The following is a 17,846-nucleotide window of genomic DNA, read 5'->3' as shown; positions in this document are numbered from 1 at the left end:
CCTTCCTTACGTCTTCTCCGGCTGCTCGGAAGCCGCGCCGGCATCGACCTTCACCGCGTCCTTCGCCAATTCCGCGATGATCGAGGCGAGCGCGTCGATCGTGCGGTTGCTCTCTTCCAAAGTATTGTCCACGCCGCCGATTTCGATAAGCACGCTTCCCTTGGACAGCGACTGGTTGTACTCGCCGTGTCCGTGCCTCGTCCCTTTCGTGAGAATGCCCTTCGACACGCCGGGCAGCTTCTTCTCCATCTTTTCGTGAATCCGTTTCGCCAGCGCCTCGTTATCTTTCCAGTTCGGGTTTCCTTGGCCGACGATGAAGTACATCTTCGCGTACGCCTTGCCGTCGATCTCGACGGTCGTCTGCTCCCGCCTCGACGAGTCGCGGTGAATATCCAACAGGTAGACGAGATCGTCGTGGACCGCCAAAGCTTCCTTCACCGTCGTCTTCGAATATTTATACGAGTAGTTGTAATTGAAGTTTTTCACGGCCGTATTGTAGTCGGTCCCCGAGTGCACCGCGCCGACGCCGAACTCCTCGAGCTTCTTCTGCAGCCGCGCGCCGAGCATCGATACGTTGACGTCGGCGTCGAACGCTTCGTTCGGCTGATCCTTGCTCGTCCCCTTCAGCTCGGGCAGCCACGATTCCCGGTTATGCGAATGGTAGATGAAGGCGAGCTTGCGATCCGTCTCGGGCTTCGCGGCCGCAGACGTCGGCTTCTCTGCGGGGGGCTTGTCCTCGGACGGAGACGGAGACGCAGGCGCGCCGGCCGGAACGGCTTCGCTATCGCCGGCAGGCTCAGACTCGGCATCGGACGCCGCGGACGGCGTCTCCGCGCCGCTCGAAGCGGTCGGCTCCACCGGTTCCCCGGAGCTCGTCCCTTCCGCCGACGCAGCCCCTTTCCGCGACTCTAGCAGCGTCTCTCCCAAACCGGGCTCCGCGCCGGGAATTTCCATATACATTCTAGTAAGCACGGATCCCGAGACGAAGGCGGCCGCGTTGCCGAGCGACTGCAGCGGCGAGACTTCCGCGTGTCCGCGGATGAGCCCTGCCGCCCCGAGGACGACACAAGCCGTCACCATTCCCGTCGCGATGCGCATACCCAATCGTTCCATAGTCCGGTTCCTCCTCTGCCGCGCCGCTTCCGTTGACGCGGTCTCTCAATCTTCTTCGTATTTCTACTCTATGTGGCGAATGAGAGAATAGAACCGGATTTATAGGCGCGGGGAAAAAGCCCGGGAGCGTCGCTCCCGAGCTTTCTTACTTGCGTCTTAATGCGTGTACGCCGATACGTTATCGTTGTCCACGGCTTCGTGAAGCGCGGCGTTCAGCCCGCTCGCGATAATGTTGGCGATGTCTTCGATGAATTGATCGATTTCCTTCGGCGTGACGAGGAGGTCGTGACCGAGCGGATCGAGCACCTCGCGCACCATGCCGAGTCGATCCTGCTCCGTCATGTTCGGCAGCATCCCGAGTATCGCGTTCGTATTGTCCGTCTGCTTGCCGAAGTTTTGCGCGAGCAGCTCGATCGTCGAGTTGACGATCGTCGACGCATAGACGACCGTCGGCACGCCGATCGCGACGACCGGAACGCCGAGCGTCTCCTGCGTAATGCCCTTCCGCTTATTGCCGATGCCCGAGCCCGGGTGGATGCCGGTGTCCGCGATCTGAATCGTCGTGTTGACCCGCTCCAGCGCTTTGGACGCCAAAGCGTCCACCGCGATGACGATGTCGGGCTTCGACTTCTCGACGATGCCCTGCACGATCTCGCTCGTCTCGATGCCGGTAATGCCGAGCACGCCGGGCGCGACGGCGCTCACCTGGCGGTAACCGGGCGCCACCTGATCCGGCATCAGCTCGAAGTAATGACGCGTCACCATGACGTTCTCCACGACGATCGGTCCGAGCGCGTCGGGGGTTACGTTCCAGTTGCCGAGTCCGACGATGAGCACCTTCGATTCCTTCGTCGCGCCGGCCTTCTGCAAGAACGTTTCGAAATGCTTCGCGAACAGCGTCGCCACCCGATCCTGCAAATCCGAATCCTTCTGCCGGAGGGCGGGCACCTCGATCGTCAGATAGTGACCTTGCCGCTTCCCGATCGCTTGCGCGCCTTGTTCGGACGAAATATCGATTTTCGTAATGAAGACGCCCTCTTCTTCCGTCGATTCCATATCGACGCCCGGGATCGACTGAAGTCCCCCTTGCGCAGCCATCTCTCTCGCCTCGACGGCCAAGTCGGTCCTTACCGAGTAGGCGCTTAGATCCAAACCCATCGCAGTATTCGCTCCTTTCCCTATGTACGCTGAACGTAGTTTGCCGCCGGGGGGAATCGGTTATGCACAAGCGACTTTAGAGCGGATGTTGGAAAAGAGTTGATTTTTCCGTAGACCCAAGCTATAATATGAAAAGTTGACTTTGGAACACCCTGCCCGGTTGTCGATCAAGGAGGTGAAACGGCATGCCTAATATTAAATCCGCAGAAAAGCGCGTTAAACAAAGCGAGAAGCGCCGCATTCGCAACGCTTCCCAGAAATCCGCGCTGCGTACGGCTGTGAAAGCAGCGGAAGTGGCAACGACGCAGAACGACGTCGAGAAGGCAAAGGACGCCCTCCTGAACGCAACCAAGAAATTGGATAAGGCGGTCACGAAGGGTTTGCTTCATAAGAACGCCGCAGCTCGTAAGAAATCTCGCCTTGCGAAGAAAGTAAACGCGCTGTCCGCTCAAGCCTAATTCGAGACGTACATCGAAAGCCTCCGGCATCCGCCGGAGGCTTTGTTTGTGTTCTATCGCGCGCCTGCGGATGCCGCGTTCGCCGCCGCGCCCAAGCGCAAAATAAAAAGCTCGAGACCGAGCGCCTTATCGATGCCGCCGCTCTTCATCGCGACGTCGAGGTCCGCCAATTCCTTCATTAACCGCTCCAACGTCTCCGTGCGGAATCGCTTCGCCTGCTCGCCCGCGATCTTCACCGCATACGGATGCGCGCCGAGCTGAGAGGCGATCTGCGGACCGGAGAAGCCCTGCTTCGCCAACTCCTTCGCGCCGAGCATCATCCGGAATTGCCGAGCGATCAGCGAGAGCAGCTTGATCGGCTCTTCCTTCTCCTTCAGCAGATCGTGGAAGATCGTCATGGCCCGCTCCGGCCTAAGCTTGGCGAGCTCTTCGACGAGCAGGAAGACGTTCTGCTCGGACGTCCGCACCGCCAGCGCCTCGACGTGCTCGGACGCGATCGCGTTCCCCTTGCCGACGTACAGGCTCAGCTTCTCCATCTCCGACGCGATCGTCGCGCAGCTGCCGCCGACCCGCGCGAGCAGCGCGTCGATCGCGTCGGCTTCGATCTTGACGCCCCAGCCGGCCGCCTTCTTCGCGATCCATTGCGGCAGCTCCGCGGGCCCGAGCGGCGCGAACGGCAGCACGACGGCCGCGCTCTTGAGCGTCTTGACGATTTTCTTCCGCTCGTCCAGCTTATCCGACGGCACCGTCAAGACGAGCACCGCATGATCCGCCGGAGCGGCCGCGTACGATTGCAGCGCGTCGACGTTATGCTCCGCCCGCGACGGGTCGCGTCCGCCGGTTAAGAAATACGCCCCCGAGGCGATGACGATCTTGCGCGGCGACAAGAACGGGATCGTCTCCGCGTCCTCGATCGCCGTCTCGAGCGGCGTCTCGCCGAGATCGTATTTGCTGAGCGCGAAATCCTTCGTGTCCGGATCGATCGCGGTCGAGACCAGCAGGTCGATCCACTCCCCCATCACGTACGATTCCGATCCGTGCAATATGTAGATCGGGCGGACGGTCCCCTGCGACCATTCCCGCGCGGCTTGCTTGTAATCCATATGCTTGTCGTTCCCCCGTCGTTCCCCGCTCCGTCCCTTGCGTCAGCCGGTTTGTTCATGTTCGTTACCAATAGTAAAACAACAAAGGGATCGCGTCAAAGCCTTTTCGCTTCGAACGCGATCCCTTCGTCCCCATCACATCTATATAAACACCGGGAGGAAGGCCTAGGACCCTTCGTCCCCGTGGATATATCGGCGCTGGGACCTTCTTTCGAGTTAGTATACTATACGCGCGGACCGCTCGAAGTGTGCAGCGAACCGCGTCTTGGATTATTCGATTTCCGTTTCCGTCGCGGAAGCCGCGTCGATCCGGAAGGTGCGAACGACGCCTTCGGTCGTAGCCGTGTACGTCAACGTCGCGCCGTCCCAGCCGGTCAGCTCCACCGCCGTCTCCGACGCCCATGCATACGAGGAAGCGTAGTCCGCGTCGCCCTCCAGCTCGTTGACGACGACGACTTGCGTGCCGTCCGCCTTAAGCTCCACGGCAGCCGCGAACGCCCCGTCTTCGGAGAGCAGCGCCGGAGCGGCGCCCTTCCCCCTAGCGCTATCTTCTGCCGTCGGCTCCCTCGTAATGCCGTATCTCGGTTCTTCCGCGAGCGGCGGCATCTCGGCGGCCTCCGTCGGCACCTCGCCTTCCGGCGCGGCGCCCTGTTCAGTGCCTTCGAAGCCCATGACGCCGACGCCTTCGGCGCCGTCCGTCCCGCCGCCGGCCGCTGCCGGCTGCGGCTCGCGGGACGGCGACGAAGGCTGCTCGCTCGGCGCTTCCCCGCTGCCCGCGGTCGCGCCTTCGTTGTTCTTAGGCGCCTTGCTCGGCTCCGGCGTCGACGAAACGGAAGCGTTCGGATCCGCCGCGTTATCCATCGACGGGGACGCATCCGCAGCGGGCGCTTCTGCCTCGGACGCGCTTCGCTTCGTGGTCGCGTCGTCCGCCAGGGCCTCCTCCATCGGCGCTTCCATCGTCATCATAATGTCTGCGGCCGCGCCGCCGGAGGCGGCCGATTCTTGCGCCGTGTTCGCGCTCTTCTCGAACGTATCCGTCATGCCGTTCACGACGAGCACGCCGAGCACCGCCGCCGCCGCGGCCAAGCCGCCGTACCGAGCGAACGCGCCTCGAGCGTACCACGGACGTATCGCGGCGCCCCGTGGCGCGGCTTCCCGGGCCGACGTCGATTCGCTCGCCGCGTCGATCTGCGCGAGCCGCGGCATAATGGCGTCTACAAGACTATATGCCGGAGTCACCCTCGGAAGGCTTGCCAAATCCTGATCGATCCGCTCAAGTCGCTCCATCATCTCGGCGCACTCCGGGCAAGCGTCGAGGTGCTCCGACAGTCGCTTCTGTTCTTCGTGATTCAAATCACCGTCCAGGTGTCTTTGCATAAGTTCCATCACCTCTTCGCAAGTCATCTCCGTACACCACCTTTCTGATACTCCTTCAGGAGCGTTTGTAACTGTCGTCTAGCTCGGAACAAATACGATTTCACCGTGTTAAGGGGCAAGCCCAGCGAATCCGCGATTTCGGTGTAAGAGAAATCCTGCAAATACCGAAGCACGACGACCGTTCGGTGGTGCTCGGGCAGCTGATTGATCGCTTCCCGGATATCTTTCGCCGCGTAGGAAGCCATCACTTCCTCCTCGACGTTATTGTCCGTCGGGAACACCATATCATGCTCTTCGATCGAAACCGACGCTTTGGCGCGCCGGAACTTATCGATGCATATATTCGTGACGATCCGTTGCACCCAGGTTTTGAACTGAGCTTTCTCCTCGTAGGAATCTATCTTTGTATATATCCGGATAAGCGCTTCTTGCGCCGCATCCATGGCATCTTGTTCGTTATTCAAGATGTAATATGCCGTTCGGTAAACATGCGTCTCAATCTCGCGCAACAGCGCGATCAGGGCGTCGCGATCGCCCGATTGAGCGGCTCTGATCAGATTGTGCTCCACCAAGATGGGCTCCCCCTTTCTTGCATCTTTACAGACGCGCCTTGCGAATGATTTGTTGCAGGATGATATAGGAAGTTCGGAAAGAAAGAACGTCTCGCATAGCTTCGATTCTACTCTATTTCGCACATAAACGAAACGCTATCGCAACGATTTGATATTGCCATGCAAATGCCTGGCCTGCATTGCCGTGTGCATAAAGAAAGCCCTTTAATGACAAACTTTGGTTATCGAACAGACGGAAGGAACCAGCCCGCGTGGGAAGAGACAAGATGTCCAACAACATAGGCGAGGCTTCGTCGAATGGCGGACCGGAGCCGACGAAGCTCGCCTTCGAACTGGATCGCAACGTTCCGGCGTTGAAAGACGTATTCGCCGACTGCGCCGACGTCAACTTCCGGCCGGTAACCGCAGCGAACGGTACGAAAGCTTGCCTCGTCTACATCGCCGGATTAGTGGATACGAAAGAACTGAGCGACAATGCGCTGCGCCCGTTCATCGAAGCGTTCGCCGCTCCCGAAGCCGGCGAGTCCCTTGCGAAACGGCTGAGCGAAAGTCTGATTTCCGTGCCGTCCGCGGCGTCGACGTCTCTGCTGTCCGACGTCGTCCACGAACTTACGGAGGGCGGCGCCGCGCTGCTGCTGGACCGATGCGACGAGGCGGTCGTGCTCCGCGTCAAAGGAGGCATGCGGCGCGCGGTCGAACAATCGACGACGGAAGTAAACATTCGCGGTCCGAAGGAAGCGTTCACGGAGGACGTCCATACGAATGCCGCCCTTCTCCGCTTCAAACTGAAAACCCCGCAGCTCAAAATCGCGGCCGTCACCGTCGGGGAACAAACGCAAACCACCGTATACGTCTCTTATTTGCACGGCGTCGCCGACCCGAAGGTCGTTCATGACGTACAGGAGCGCATCCGCGCCATTCGGATCGACGGCGTCTTGGACAGCGGATACATCGAAGAATGCATCGAAGATCACCCCTTTTCCCCGTTTCCGCAGCTGCAGTACACGGAACGGCCGGACACCGCCGCGGCGATGCTGCTCGAAGGTCGCGTCGTCATTCTGGTCGACGGCACGCCGTCCGTGCTGACGGGGCCGATCACGTTTTGGCAGCTGATGCATTCGAGCGAGGATTACTACGAACGTTATTTTATCGGGAACTTGCTGCGTTGGCTTCGCTACGCCTTTCTGTTCCTTGCTTTGTATTTGCCCGCTTTATACATCGCCGTCACGACGTTCCACCAAGACATGCTGCCGACAAGCTTGATGTTCAGCATCGCGGCGTCGCGGGAACCGATTCCGTTCCCCGCGTTGTTCGAAGCGCTGATTATGGAAATCGCGTTCGAAGCGTTGCGGGAAGCGGGCATTCGGCTGCCGAAAATCATCGGACAAGCGGTCAGTATCTTAGGAGCTTTGGTCATCGGCCAAGCCGCCGTGCAGGCAGGCATCGTTTCCGCTCCCGTCGTCATCGTCGTCTCTCTGACGGGGATCGCCTCGTTTACGGTCCCTAAGTTCAATTTCGCGATCACGGTGCGGATGCTTCGGTTCCCGCTCATGCTGCTCGCCAGCATATTCGGCGTCTACGGCATCGTCCTGGGTTCCGTATGGATCGTGATCCATCTATGCGGCTTGACGTCTTTCGGCGTTCCGTACCTGACCGGACTTGCTCCGTTCCGAAAGTCGGATCAAAAAGATATTTTCATCCGCGCCCCTTGGTGGGCTATGGTACTTCGTCCTTCCTTCGCGTCCCGCAACCGCCGACGTATGAATAACGAGAAACCTCCGCAGGGCGGAGAATCGAGGGAAGGTGCGACGTCCCCATGAAAAGAACGGCCGTCTTGATCGGTTGCTTGCTGTTGCTGCCCGGCTGCTGGGATCGGAAAGAGATCAACGACGTCGCATTCGTCGTCGGCACGGCCATCGATTTGGAGGATGGAGGATACCGCAGCACGATGCAAATTCCATTGGTCGGACAAATGGGCGGTCCGCAGGGCGGCGGAGGGGGCACGTCCGGCTCGAAATCCTGGTACGCGGAGTCCGCCTTCGGCCGGACGGTCCGGGACTCGACCGAGGCGGAGCAAGACCACTTGTCGCGGCTTCTCCACTTCTCCCATCGAAGGGTGCTGATTATCGGGGAAGCGCTGGCTCGGCAAGGCGTCGTTCCGATGTTAGACCCGATCTTACGGGTCCCGCAGAACCGGCTGAGCGCGTTCCCGATTGTCGCCGTGGGCGAAGCGAAAGACGTACTCGTCGCGGACGCCCCGATCGAAAAGACGCCCTCGGAGCTGCTGCGCGAATTGTCCCAAATGGCGACGAACGATCCGATAAACATGCGGATATTCTTGTATTCGCTGCTGACCGAGGGCATCGACCCGATCGCCCCGGCGGTTCGGAAGATTCCCACCGCCACGAACTTGAAGAAAGAGCAAAAGACGACGATTATGCTGGCGGGCATCGCCGTATTCAAGCACGACAAATTAGCGACCGTGCTGGAGGACCGCGTCGCGACCGGCTTATTGCTCGCGATGGGCCAAGCCCGAAACCCGATGATCGACGTGCCGTTCCCGGGGAAAGATCGACGGGCGGCTACCTTCCAAATTACGTGGTCGGATTCGGAAATTCGCCCCTCGCTCCGGAACGGCCGGATCGAAGTGAACATCTCGTTGACCGCAACGGCGGCCCTCGCCGAAAATATATCCGATTACGATCCGACGGACTATCGCCGGCGCGCCGCCTTGGAGCGCGAGGCGGAACGGCGGATCGCTCGACTCGTCGAAGAAGCCGTCGCCGCCTGCCAAGAGCATAAAGCGGACGCGTTAGGCTTCGGGGACGCGGTGCACCGCCGTTACCGCGGGTATTGGGCGCGCGTGCGCGACCGTTGGGAGGATACCGAATATCCGAACGTCAAAGTCACGGTCACGCCGAAGGTGCGACTCGAGCATGACGGCGCGTTGATTCGGTCGCTCGACCGGAAATTGAAGGAGCTGGATCCGTCATGAGCGATGCCGCGCCGATCCTCGTCTTGATCGCCGTCGCACTCGTCTGGGAGTGGAAGGGCTACCGCTCCGCTTCGCCGGCGAATCGATGGTTCGCCGCCGCGCTGTATGCGGCAAGCGCTCTGGTTTGGTTCTGGATGGCGAGCCGCCCCGATCTCCCGCGGCCCGGGAATTGGATGGACGACATCTTTCGTTAGGGGGTTGAGCGATGCAACAAATTTCGAAGCTGCAGGCGAACATGATCGCGGTGTTGTTTATGGTCTCCATCGCGATCAAACATCCCCCCGTTCCGATGATCCTTGCCGCGAGACAGGACGCTTGGATGGGGTACATCGTCGCAGGAATCGTCGTCCTGCTTCCATTATGGCTGATGGACGCGGTGCAGAGGCGTTTTCCGGCCGTTCCGCTGATCGAAGCGATGCTTTCCAGACGACCTTGGATCGGAAGAGGCGTTCTTCTTTTGTACGGAGTCGTCTTTTTCTTTACGATCGCGCACGACATCCGATTTCTCGTCAGCTTGGTCAATATTTATTTGCTGCCCGCGACGCCTTTGGTCGTCCTCGCGAGCACTGCGGTGTTCACGGCTTGTTGGTTCGTGAAGAGCGGCATCGTCGTGATCGCGAGGGCGAGCATCGTCCTCTGCCCGATGTTCGTGATCATGGTGTTCTTCCTTCCTGCATTGTTATCGGGCCAAGCTCGATTGGAGTTTTTAAGCCCCGTATTGGAGCGTCCGCTCGGCGTGGCGGAAGCGTCCATCTACGCCTTCGGTCACTTCGCGGAACTGATGCTGATGCCTTTGTTGTTCGCGCAGCGGATATTCCGGCTACCCGATATTTTGCCGGGCATCGCCGTCGGGATCGCCGTCACGACGATCATGATCTTAGGGGAGCTGGTGCTGTTCGGTCCCGATCTCTCGACGATGTTCTGGGATCCGCCGTACGAACTGATCCGACAGCTGCGGGTGACCGATTTTTTGGATCGGCTCGATATGCCGATCGCGGCGGCATGGATGCCCATGGTACTGCTCAAGATCGGCATAACGCTGTACTTTTTGTGCCAAGTCGCAAGCGTAATGGTGCCGTCCGTGAACGCGAAGTCGGCAGCGGCGCCGATCGGCGTCTTCGCGCTCGTCTGCGCGATTTGGTTTTTCGACTCCGCCGTGCAGCTGGGCGAATCCACGGAAAGCCGCCCGTTATGGTTCGGCGCGTTCGCGTTTCTCGTCCCGCTCGTCCTGTTCGCGCTGCTCCGGCCGAAGCGTTCGCCGCGGTCCGCCCCCTGAATATTTTGCGATAGACCGTATCATCATATCGGGATGGAAGCGACGCCTTCCAACTAACGATCGAAAGGAGTTCCTTGTCGATGACTAGATCCAAAAAGACAAAAGTAAACGAAGCGAGAAGCCGAAAACAAGTTCAAAACCCGCATGGTCCCATCAAATCCTTAGAAGAGCTGTCGAACGAATTCGATGCGGAGGCTAACGGGTCCAAATCGAAGTAGATGACGAAGGGAAGCAGACCGTTCTTGCCATCGGCGGCTCGCGGTCTGCTTTCGCGCGTCTGCGAGCATCGAACCTTAAATCTTACGATAGAGATGGATCAAATCCTTCATCGCCGCAGCGGCGGCTCCTCTCGGACTGGACGAGCCTCCCACGGCCCCTACTTCTCCCATGGTATCCGTCCGAAACACGATCCCTTTGTTCGTGCCGTCCACGGAGAATAATAGATGATCGGTACCGATCTTGCGAGGGCTAACTTCGACTCGAACCGCGCCGTCTTGCTTACGCGCGCGCGCCAGCAATTTTATTTTCGAACCTTGCGCTCTCGCCTCTTCCAAGTCTTGTTCCGTCACGCCGACGATCCCGGTCACCGACACATCGGACAGAGAAAGCTTCGAGCCAAGCAGGCAGTTCGCAAGGAGGAGCATCTTGCAGGCGCTGTCCGTCCCTTCCACGTCCAGCTTGGGGTTCGCTTCCGCGATGCCCCGGGATTGCGCGATTCGCAACGCCTCCTCGAACGAGAGTCGATCCTGCTGCATGCGGCTCAAGATATAGTTGCTTGTTCCGTTCAATATTCCTTCGATCGATAAGATTTCGCAGCCCGCCAGACTGATCTGGCCGATATCCAACGTAGGGAGCGCCGCGGCCGTCGCGCCGCTGAACTTCAGCCGTACCCGGTTGGTCGCCGCCGCGGCGAAGATTTCGTTGTAGTGCCGGACCAAAGCCCCTTTGGAAAGAGCGACGACGTCCATTCGGTTACGGATCGCCTGCATGATGTAACCTAGGCCGGGTTCGCCGGTATCCGTATCGGTCGGCGTCGCTTCGATCAGCGCGTCCGCTTCGCCGAAAGAGGCGACGAGCGGCGATCCCTGCGCATCGGCGTAAGCTTGCAACGAACGCGAACCGGTCTCGGCTCCGCCAAGGGCCGTTAGGTCCAAGCCGTCTTCGTTCGCAAGAAACCCTCCCCTCCCGCCGACGGCTACGAGCCTAATATCGAGATCATAGTTACCGCGTAGAGCATCGCGTTTCTCTTCCAAAAGTTTTATAAATTCACGGCCGACGATACCGAAACCGGTTAACACTAGATTTATGCGCATAGGTTCCTCCTGCAATAAGGCTTTCTTTCTACTATACCATCGAAACTCATCCGGACGCCGTCTATACGAATACGACCCAATAGAAGATCGCCGCCAGTGCGAAACGGTAAAGCGCGAACCACTCCAAGCGGAGCCGCTTGATCAGCTTCAGGAACGTGGTTACCGCGATCATCGCCACGAGGAACGCGGCCGCGAAGCCGACAGCGAACAACGCGAAGTCGTCGGTCGTCAGCCATAGGCGATTATCGAACAGATCCAATAACGTCGCTCCAAGCATCACGGGCACCGAAACGATGAACGTAAAATCGGCGGCCGCTTTTTGGCTCGTCCCTAGAAGCAGTCCTCCGGCTATCGTCGAGCCCGAACGAGAGAAGCCCGGCCATAGCGACAGACATTGAAACAATCCGATACCGAAAGCTTGCTTGTAGCCGATATCGTCGGTGCGCTCGGCGGTGATCGTCCGTTTCGCCCTCGAAGCCGCAATCATCAGAACGCCGCCCGCAACGAGTCCGATCAGCACCGGTCCCGGACCGAACAAAACCGTCTTTATCGCGTCTTTCGCGATCAAATACACGACCAGCCCCGGAAACATCGCCAAAAACAAGTGAATCGCGTTCAACTGCTCTTGCTTCCGTAAGCCCCCGAACGCGACGAGGCCCCGGAGGATGGTCATATAGCGCTTCCAGTACAATAACAGCAGCGCCAGTACGGCGCCGAGTTGAATGACAATCTTGAACGTGTCGGCCGCCCTTCCTTCGAATTCAAGCAGGTGTCCGGCCAATATCAAATGGCCCGTGGAAGACACCGGCAGAAATTCCGTTACTCCTTCTAAGATCCCTAACGCGATGGCGTTGAAGACGTCGCCCATATTCCGATCCCCCATACCGTTCTGTAGTCCATTGCCTTTTCGCCTCTACGACCATGGTACCGGGGCAAGGTTAATTCCCGTACCGGGGGAAGTTTAGTTTTCGTTTAAAAATAGCTTAACGAGGCTTGTCCGGAAAACGAAAAAACCCGCTCGAGGGAAGCGGGGGATTTCGATGGAATCATTTTCGAATCAATAAATATTATATACATTTTCGCATTCTTCGCCGGTCGGCTGATAAAAGCAGTGGAGCTTGTATCTTCCTACGTGCGGTTGATCATACCAAGTGGCCGGACATGGCAGGGGCGCCTCGATCGTTCCCGGACGAAAATACCACAGGGAAAATTTGGCCGGCCAGAACCGCTCCCCGTTCACGACCCGCTGGGCCAACCGCCGTTCTTTCTCTCTAGCCTTTTGATAATACAAGCCATGAAGCAGCGCTTCGAACGCATGCGGCTGGTTAATCATCTGCGGAATGGTTCGGAGGCCTTTGAAATCGGAGCAATTCGATCGGATTCGGTTAATCCCCACATTTCCGACAAGGAGCATTCCCATTTCGCCTTCGCCTTCCGCTTCGGCTCGCAGCAACCTCGCCAACATGTCAATATCCCTGCTCCTGGCTTTTACGACTGCCATCGGCTCACCTCATTTGATTGTTCTCGACACATCATATTGTAGGCGAAGCGGAAGTGTTACGAAGCCCTCTTTAAGCGATGGTCGTACCGTTCTTGACCGGTTCGTCCGGTCTCAACAGCACGACGTCGCCCTCCCCCGGGACGCCGCCGAGGACCAACACTTCGGATTCGAAACCGGCGATGCGCCGAACCGGGAAGTTAACGACCGCGACCACTTGTCGACCGATGAGTCGTTCCGGGTCGTATCTTTTCCCGATTTGAGCGGAAGATCGTTTCATCCCGATTTCGCCGAAGTCGATCTCTAATTTGATCGCAGGCTTTCGAGCTTCCGGGAACGGCTCCGCTTTCATTACCGTTCCGATCCGAATGTCTAACTTCGAAAAATCTTCTATGGTTGCCATCGTTCCCAATCCTTTCTCTTCAACTCATGTTAAGTTTCTTCTGACGTATGATCGAGGTTTCCGTACAATTGTTGAGCCAACTCCGGATGATCGTAGACCTCGATTTTCGAATCGATCAGCTCGACGTGTTTCTTCAAAGCTTCGATCTGCTGTAAGACTTGTTTCCGATGAGCGGCGAGCATCTCTTTCCGTTCGCCGATCGATTGCATGCCCCGCACGCACAAGTCCGCGTACAGCTTCATTTCTTTGATCGACATCCCCGTATCCTTCAAACAGCAAATCATAGCTACCCAGTTGAGATCCGAGTCGGTGAACACCCGGTTGCCGGATGGGTCCCTCCCGATAAAGGGCATTAACCCTTCTTTATCATAGTAGCGAAGCGTGTGGATGGACAGGTTGAATCGGTTCGCAACCTCTTGAATGGAATAATTCATTTTCGCGCCACCTCTTGACCTAGAGTTAACTCGAGCATCTATACTCACTTTAGATCGCGGATCGCAACATATCAAGCGGTCGACAATCATAACCCAAAGGAGCCAAATATCCATGACTACCACTCGAAAGATCGCGCTCGTTACAGGCGGCAGCCGCGGGCTCGGCAAAAACTCCGCTATCGCGCTCTCGCACAAAGGCTTCGACGTCATCATCACCTATCTTTCCCGGAAGGAGGAGGCGGAGAAGGTCGTCGAAGAAATCGAACGCAATGGCGGTAAGGCCGTTGCGCTGCAGCTGGATGCCGGCGATGTTGCTTCCTTCGATTCGTTCGTCTCCCGGCTGTCCGGCGTGTTGAACGAAACATGGAATCGCGAGCAATTCGATATATTGGTCAACAATGCGGGATTCGGAGTTCATGCTTCTATCGAGGAAACGACGGAAGAACAATTCGACAACCTGCTTAAAGTGCAGTTCAAGGGCGTCTTTTTCCTGTCGCAGAAGCTGTTTCCCCGCATTGCCGACAATGGAAGAGTCGTCAATATTTCAACGGGCTTGACTCGCTTTGTGATCGAGGGCTTCGGGGCGTACGCGGCGATGAAGGGCGCGATCGAGATTTTGACGAAATACATGGCCCAGGAATGGGGAAAGAGGGGCATTCGCGTCAACGTGGTCGCGCCGGGCGCGATCGCTACGGATTTTGGCGGCGGGGCGGTAAGAGACAATGGCGAGATGAGAGATTATATAGGCTCTCGTACCGCGTTAGGCAGGGTCGGAGAAGCCGACGATATCGGCGGGGTCGTTGCGGCCTTGTGCTCCGAAGAGATGGGCTGGGTGAACGGGGTCCGTCTGGAAGCGTCCGGCGGACAGCAGCTCTGATGCGTATTGGGAATCACCCGGTAATGCGACCGCATCGCCGGGTGGATTTCCCCTTTAACCGAATGCCAAACCCTTGAATCGTGTAATGAAATATAAAACGATCGCTGCGTTCATTCCGAATATGAAAATGGCGCTTATCGTGACCGAGGATGTTCTCGATATCCGACGGAACCCTAACGATAATCCGATCATGAACATTCCGTAGCCGACAGGAACGACATAGCTATAAAACGCCTTTTCCAAAGTGCTGATATCGCCCGGAGGGGCATCCGCCGCCGTAAAACGCCCCATGACGATCCACATCTTTAGAACCCAGTAAAATACGAATGAAACAACTGATAAAACAACCGCGTAAGCTGCATGACCTAATACGCTCCTCAACATGACTCCCTCCGATCCCGCAATGTCGCCGCTTCGCAGATTCGTATAATAGTAAAGACGCCGCCGGCAAGCCGGAAGTTCCGCAACGAAACGAGGCGACAGGGGGGCATCTCCCCTGTCGCCTCGCTCGAATACCCTGTGTCGTCCTGCGCTACCCGATAAAGACTTGAACCCACCCGCCGTTATAATAGGCGACTCCGATTTGCGTGAAGCTGCCGTTCAAAATATTCGCGCGATGGCCTTGACTGTTCATCCATGAACTCATTACTTCCGTCGGGCTTCTCTGGCCTTTCGCAATGTTTTCGGCCGCCGTGTTATAGGAAATCCCGTATGCGTTCATCATATCGAACGGAGATCCGTACGTCGGAGACTGGTGATCGAAATAATTGTTGTTGATCATATCCTGCGCTTTGTCCATAGCCATTCTCGATAGCTCGTTATTCATGCTAAGGGACTTTAACCCTGCTTTCGCTCTCTCCTTGTTCACCAAATCCAACACTTGCTGCGGAAATCGAGAGGCGTCCCCGGACGACTGCGGATTGGCATTCCGAGCCGGAGGTTGCTGCGGAGTTACGTTTTGAGCCGGAGGTTGCCGCGGAGTTACGTTTTGAACCGGAGGCTGCTGCGGAGCTGCGATCCGGCCCGGGGCGTTTCTCCCCAATAGATTGTCTAGGTTAAGCCAATCCAACCAATTGGCGTCGTTATTGGCGGCTTGCTGCATCGACATCGACGTTTTCTTCGCGGCTTCCGAAGTAATGGACGATGCTTGCGTTAGATTTGACGCTGCCCCCGCCCCATGCGTTCCGACATTCGTTCGGTCGGGTCCGGCATGATCGTTCGCCGCCGGCCCGTTCGAACAGCCGGCAACGAGGAATAACGCAGTAATGAAGATCCATGCTTTCGTTTTCATAACAACCCCACCTGACTTTTGGATTCATGACTCGTCAGGTTCATGGTTTGAAAAAATGGTTATTATTATTCATCGCTTCGTCCCGATTCGACCCGATCCCTCCGGATCGGCGGCTATCCAAATTTTCGCAACCCTATTCCTTACGATGAAAAAGGAAAACCAGCTGTCCCAAACGGAGACGGCTGGTTCCCCCTGTTGAGTAATTATTTTGCGGAATCGGCGCTCCAAAGCGCTACACGGTCCTTCACATACTTCGTGAAGCCCTTCTCCATCTTCTCCACGCCCGCGTTAAGCAATTCTTGCTGATATTCGTCCCAGATTTTGTCGAATTCCTCCGGCTTCGCCATGACGGCTTGCGGGATCCGCTTCCATGTAATATCCTTCATGCGTTCCGCAAGGATAGAAACTTCGTCGCTGCCTGGAATCTGGATGTTCCAACCTGCCCCGTAGGTTTTCTCCTTGAATTCGTCCTCTTTCGGGAACAGATCCTTCCATGTCGTCGCGCCGTAAGCCGCCAGCACTTCCTTCTCGACATCGCTGTATCCGAGCGGAATTTGATCCGGGTTGTTCTTCGTGTAGTAGTTGCCGGTCGGGTCCTTCGCGCCGTCGCCGTAATGAACCATCATGTTCCAGTAGAACCCTATTCCGGATTCCTTCGTGAAGGCCGTATTGTCCTTGTTGATGCGCTCCTGCACTTCCGCCGGAACGACGCGTTTGCCGTTTTCCATTACATAATGCTTGCCTTCGACGCCCCAGTTGTTGAGGATCTGGAACTCGTCGGAAGCCATGTAGTCCAGGAACTTGATGATGCGGACCGGATCCTTCGCCGTGCTGGAGATCGAGATGCCGTACCCGCCCATGAAGCCCGTCGGCCAGAAGTCGCCTTGCTTGAAATCCTTATTCAGGGTAACCGGATAATTGCCGTACGTCTGCTCGAACTTGCCTGCCGACGCCAACGCCTTCTCGCCGTCGCCGTAATCCCAGTCTTGGTCGATTAAGCCGAGGACCCGACCGGAAGCGATCTTCGCTAGGTATTGGTCATACTTATGGACGAAGCTGTCCGGATCGAGCAGCCCTTGAGCGTTCATGCCGTTCAACCAGCGGAAGTATTCCTTCTCGACCGGACGGCGGAAATGATAGATCGCTTCATACGTCTCTTGGTCGACATAGTACTCGCCGTCGTAGGTACCGCCTGTAGCGGCAGCCGCCGGGTCCGTGACGGAGATATACATGCGCCAGTCGTCGGAGTTGAGCGAGAGGCCGATGTTCTTGTTCCCGTTCTCATCGGTCGGATACTTGGCGAGATAGTCCTTGATGGCCTTCTCGAAATCCTCGACCGTGCGGATTTCCGGGAAGCCGGCTTCCTTCACGACGCGGTGCTGCAGCTGGAAGCCGCCGCCTGCCACGAATTTCGTCTCGTTCACGGCCGCCCAGGTCGGAATCGAATAGATGGACTGATCTTCCGTCGTGTACTTCGCTCGGTTCAAGTACGGACCGAGAACGCGCTTGATGTTCGGCGCATGCTCGTTGATCAGGTCCGTCAGGTCGATCACGCCGCCGGCGTCCACCAGCTTGCCGATATCGCCCTTCGCGGAGATGATGTCCGGGTACTGGCCGGAAGCCGCCATGAGCGATATTTTCTGCGCCGGATCGGAGATGCCGAATTCCGCCTCGAGCGTGACGCCCGTCTTTTCTTTAAGTATCTTAGAAACATCGTCCTGCATGTTGCTCCAGTTCGGGTTCGGATCCGAGAAGAACGCCGTGAACGTCACGGGTTCGAGCGTTTCGGGCGCCGCATTCGTTCCCGTATCGGCGGTTGCGTCGGAACCGGCAGCATTGTCGGGTGGCGTTGTTTCGTTACCGCTGTCTTGGGCGCCGCCGCAGCCGGCCAGGAGCCCGATCCCGAGCGCGGATGCCGTCAGCAGCGCTGCGGCTTTGCTTTTCTTACCTTGGAACATATTGTAGACCTCCCTTAAAA

Annotated in this window: 20 protein-coding genes; 7 read left to right on the top strand and 13 right to left on the bottom strand. The window is 57.6% G+C overall.

What is annotated here, in order from left to right; translation table 11 throughout:
- Positions 1-6: 6 nt before the first annotated feature.
- Positions 7-1,113 carry a stage II sporulation protein P gene (spoIIP, locus tag FE782_RS05580; protein WP_138193055.1) on the bottom strand — a complete coding sequence of 369 codons (1,107 nt, stop codon included), beginning with the start codon at positions 1,111-1,113 and terminating at the stop codon, positions 7-9.
- Between the two features lie 156 nt (positions 1,114-1,269).
- Complete coding sequence (gpr, locus tag FE782_RS05575; RefSeq protein WP_138193054.1) at positions 1,270-2,271, bottom strand: GPR endopeptidase; 1,002 nt, start codon at positions 2,269-2,271, stop codon at positions 1,270-1,272.
- A gap of 185 nt (positions 2,272-2,456) precedes the next feature.
- On the opposite strand from gpr, the gene rpsT reads away from it, so the two are divergent.
- Positions 2,457-2,729, top strand: a complete 273-nt coding sequence (gene rpsT, locus FE782_RS05570) for a 30S ribosomal protein S20 (RefSeq protein WP_138193053.1) — start codon at positions 2,457-2,459, stop codon at positions 2,727-2,729.
- Positions 2,730-2,782: 53 nt separating this feature from the next.
- Here the strand turns inward: rpsT and holA are convergent, their stop codons facing one another.
- From holA to FE782_RS05555, 3 genes are all read right to left on the bottom strand, one after another.
- The gene (gene holA, locus FE782_RS05565; protein ID WP_138193052.1) at positions 2,783-3,832 is read right to left on the bottom strand and encodes a DNA polymerase III subunit delta; all 1,050 of its coding nucleotides are present in this window, start codon (positions 3,830-3,832) and stop codon (positions 2,783-2,785) included.
- Positions 3,833-4,102: 270 nt separating this feature from the next.
- A complete protein-coding gene (locus FE782_RS05560; RefSeq protein ID WP_274388706.1) occupies positions 4,103-5,218 on the bottom strand; it encodes an anti-sigma factor family protein in 1,116 nt (371 codons plus the stop codon).
- Between the two features lie 14 nt (positions 5,219-5,232).
- Positions 5,233-5,781 (bottom strand): RNA polymerase sigma factor, encoded by a 549-nt coding sequence (locus tag FE782_RS05555; RefSeq protein ID WP_138193050.1) that lies wholly within the window; start codon positions 5,779-5,781, stop codon positions 5,233-5,235.
- Positions 5,782-6,047: 266 nt separating this feature from the next.
- Between FE782_RS05555 and FE782_RS05550 the strand changes: the two genes are divergently transcribed.
- The 5 genes from FE782_RS05550 (at position 6,048) to FE782_RS32740 (ending at position 10,270) form a co-directional block, all read left to right on the top strand.
- Positions 6,048-7,601 carry a spore germination protein gene (locus FE782_RS05550; RefSeq protein WP_138193049.1) on the top strand — a complete coding sequence of 518 codons (1,554 nt, stop codon included), beginning with the start codon at positions 6,048-6,050 and terminating at the stop codon, positions 7,599-7,601.
- Positions 7,598-8,776 (top strand): Ger(x)C family spore germination protein, encoded by a 1,179-nt coding sequence (locus FE782_RS05545; RefSeq protein WP_138193048.1) that lies wholly within the window; start codon positions 7,598-7,600, stop codon positions 8,774-8,776. Before FE782_RS05550 ends, FE782_RS05545 begins: the two co-directional genes overlap by 4 nt.
- The gene (locus FE782_RS05540; RefSeq protein ID WP_138193047.1) at positions 8,773-8,970 is read left to right on the top strand and encodes a hypothetical protein; all 198 of its coding nucleotides are present in this window, start codon (positions 8,773-8,775) and stop codon (positions 8,968-8,970) included. The genes FE782_RS05545 and FE782_RS05540 overlap by 4 nt, the downstream gene beginning before the upstream one ends.
- Positions 8,971-8,981: 11 nt before the next feature.
- Positions 8,982-10,052: a GerAB/ArcD/ProY family transporter gene (locus FE782_RS05535; protein WP_138193046.1), complete on the top strand. Its 1,071-nt coding sequence runs from the start codon at positions 8,982-8,984 to the stop codon at positions 10,050-10,052.
- Between the two features lie 80 nt (positions 10,053-10,132).
- On the top strand, positions 10,133-10,270 hold the full coding sequence (locus FE782_RS32740) for a DUF6254 family protein (RefSeq protein WP_238392355.1): 138 nt from the start codon (positions 10,133-10,135) through the stop codon (positions 10,268-10,270).
- 75 nt (positions 10,271-10,345) lie between these two features.
- Here FE782_RS32740 and FE782_RS05530 read toward each other — a convergent pair whose 3' ends face one another.
- From FE782_RS05530 to FE782_RS05510, 5 genes are all read right to left on the bottom strand, one after another.
- Complete coding sequence (locus tag FE782_RS05530; RefSeq protein WP_138193045.1) at positions 10,346-11,365, bottom strand: homoserine dehydrogenase; 1,020 nt, start codon at positions 11,363-11,365, stop codon at positions 10,346-10,348.
- Positions 11,366-11,426: 61 nt separating this feature from the next.
- Positions 11,427-12,233 (bottom strand): undecaprenyl-diphosphate phosphatase, encoded by an 807-nt coding sequence (locus FE782_RS05525; RefSeq protein WP_138193044.1) that lies wholly within the window; start codon positions 12,231-12,233, stop codon positions 11,427-11,429.
- A 189-nt stretch (positions 12,234-12,422) separates the two neighbouring features.
- Positions 12,423-12,866 (bottom strand): cell wall hydrolase, encoded by a 444-nt coding sequence (locus tag FE782_RS05520; RefSeq protein WP_138193043.1) that lies wholly within the window; start codon positions 12,864-12,866, stop codon positions 12,423-12,425.
- A 70-nt stretch (positions 12,867-12,936) separates the two neighbouring features.
- On the bottom strand, positions 12,937-13,266 hold the full coding sequence (csaA, locus tag FE782_RS05515) for a chaperone CsaA (protein WP_138193042.1): 330 nt from the start codon (positions 13,264-13,266) through the stop codon (positions 12,937-12,939).
- A gap of 29 nt (positions 13,267-13,295) precedes the next feature.
- Positions 13,296-13,700, bottom strand: coding sequence for a MerR family transcriptional regulator (locus FE782_RS05510; RefSeq protein WP_138193041.1), 405 nt, complete (start codon positions 13,698-13,700; stop codon positions 13,296-13,298).
- A 112-nt stretch (positions 13,701-13,812) separates the two neighbouring features.
- Here FE782_RS05510 and FE782_RS05505 point away from each other — a divergent pair, with 112 nt between their 5' ends.
- Positions 13,813-14,577, top strand: coding sequence for an SDR family NAD(P)-dependent oxidoreductase (locus FE782_RS05505; protein ID WP_138193040.1), 765 nt, complete (start codon positions 13,813-13,815; stop codon positions 14,575-14,577).
- A gap of 54 nt (positions 14,578-14,631) precedes the next feature.
- Here the strand turns inward: FE782_RS05505 and FE782_RS05500 are convergent, their stop codons facing one another.
- The 3 genes from FE782_RS05500 to FE782_RS05490 form a co-directional block, all read right to left on the bottom strand.
- Positions 14,632-14,961, bottom strand: a complete 330-nt coding sequence (locus FE782_RS05500; RefSeq protein ID WP_138193039.1) for a hypothetical protein — start codon at positions 14,959-14,961, stop codon at positions 14,632-14,634.
- Between the two features lie 148 nt (positions 14,962-15,109).
- Complete coding sequence (locus tag FE782_RS05495) at positions 15,110-15,679, bottom strand: CAP domain-containing protein (protein WP_439116420.1); 570 nt, start codon at positions 15,677-15,679, stop codon at positions 15,110-15,112.
- Positions 15,680-16,071: 392 nt separating this feature from the next.
- Positions 16,072-17,826 (bottom strand): ABC transporter substrate-binding protein, encoded by a 1,755-nt coding sequence (locus FE782_RS05490; RefSeq protein ID WP_138193037.1) that lies wholly within the window; start codon positions 17,824-17,826, stop codon positions 16,072-16,074.
- Between the last annotated feature and the right edge of the window lie 20 nt (positions 17,827-17,846).

This window comes from Paenibacillus antri (assembly GCF_005765165.1).
Lineage (GTDB): Bacteria > Bacillota > Bacilli > Paenibacillales > YIM-B00363 > Paenibacillus_AE > Paenibacillus_AE antri.
This window is presented reverse-complemented; position numbering and strand designations above follow the sequence as displayed.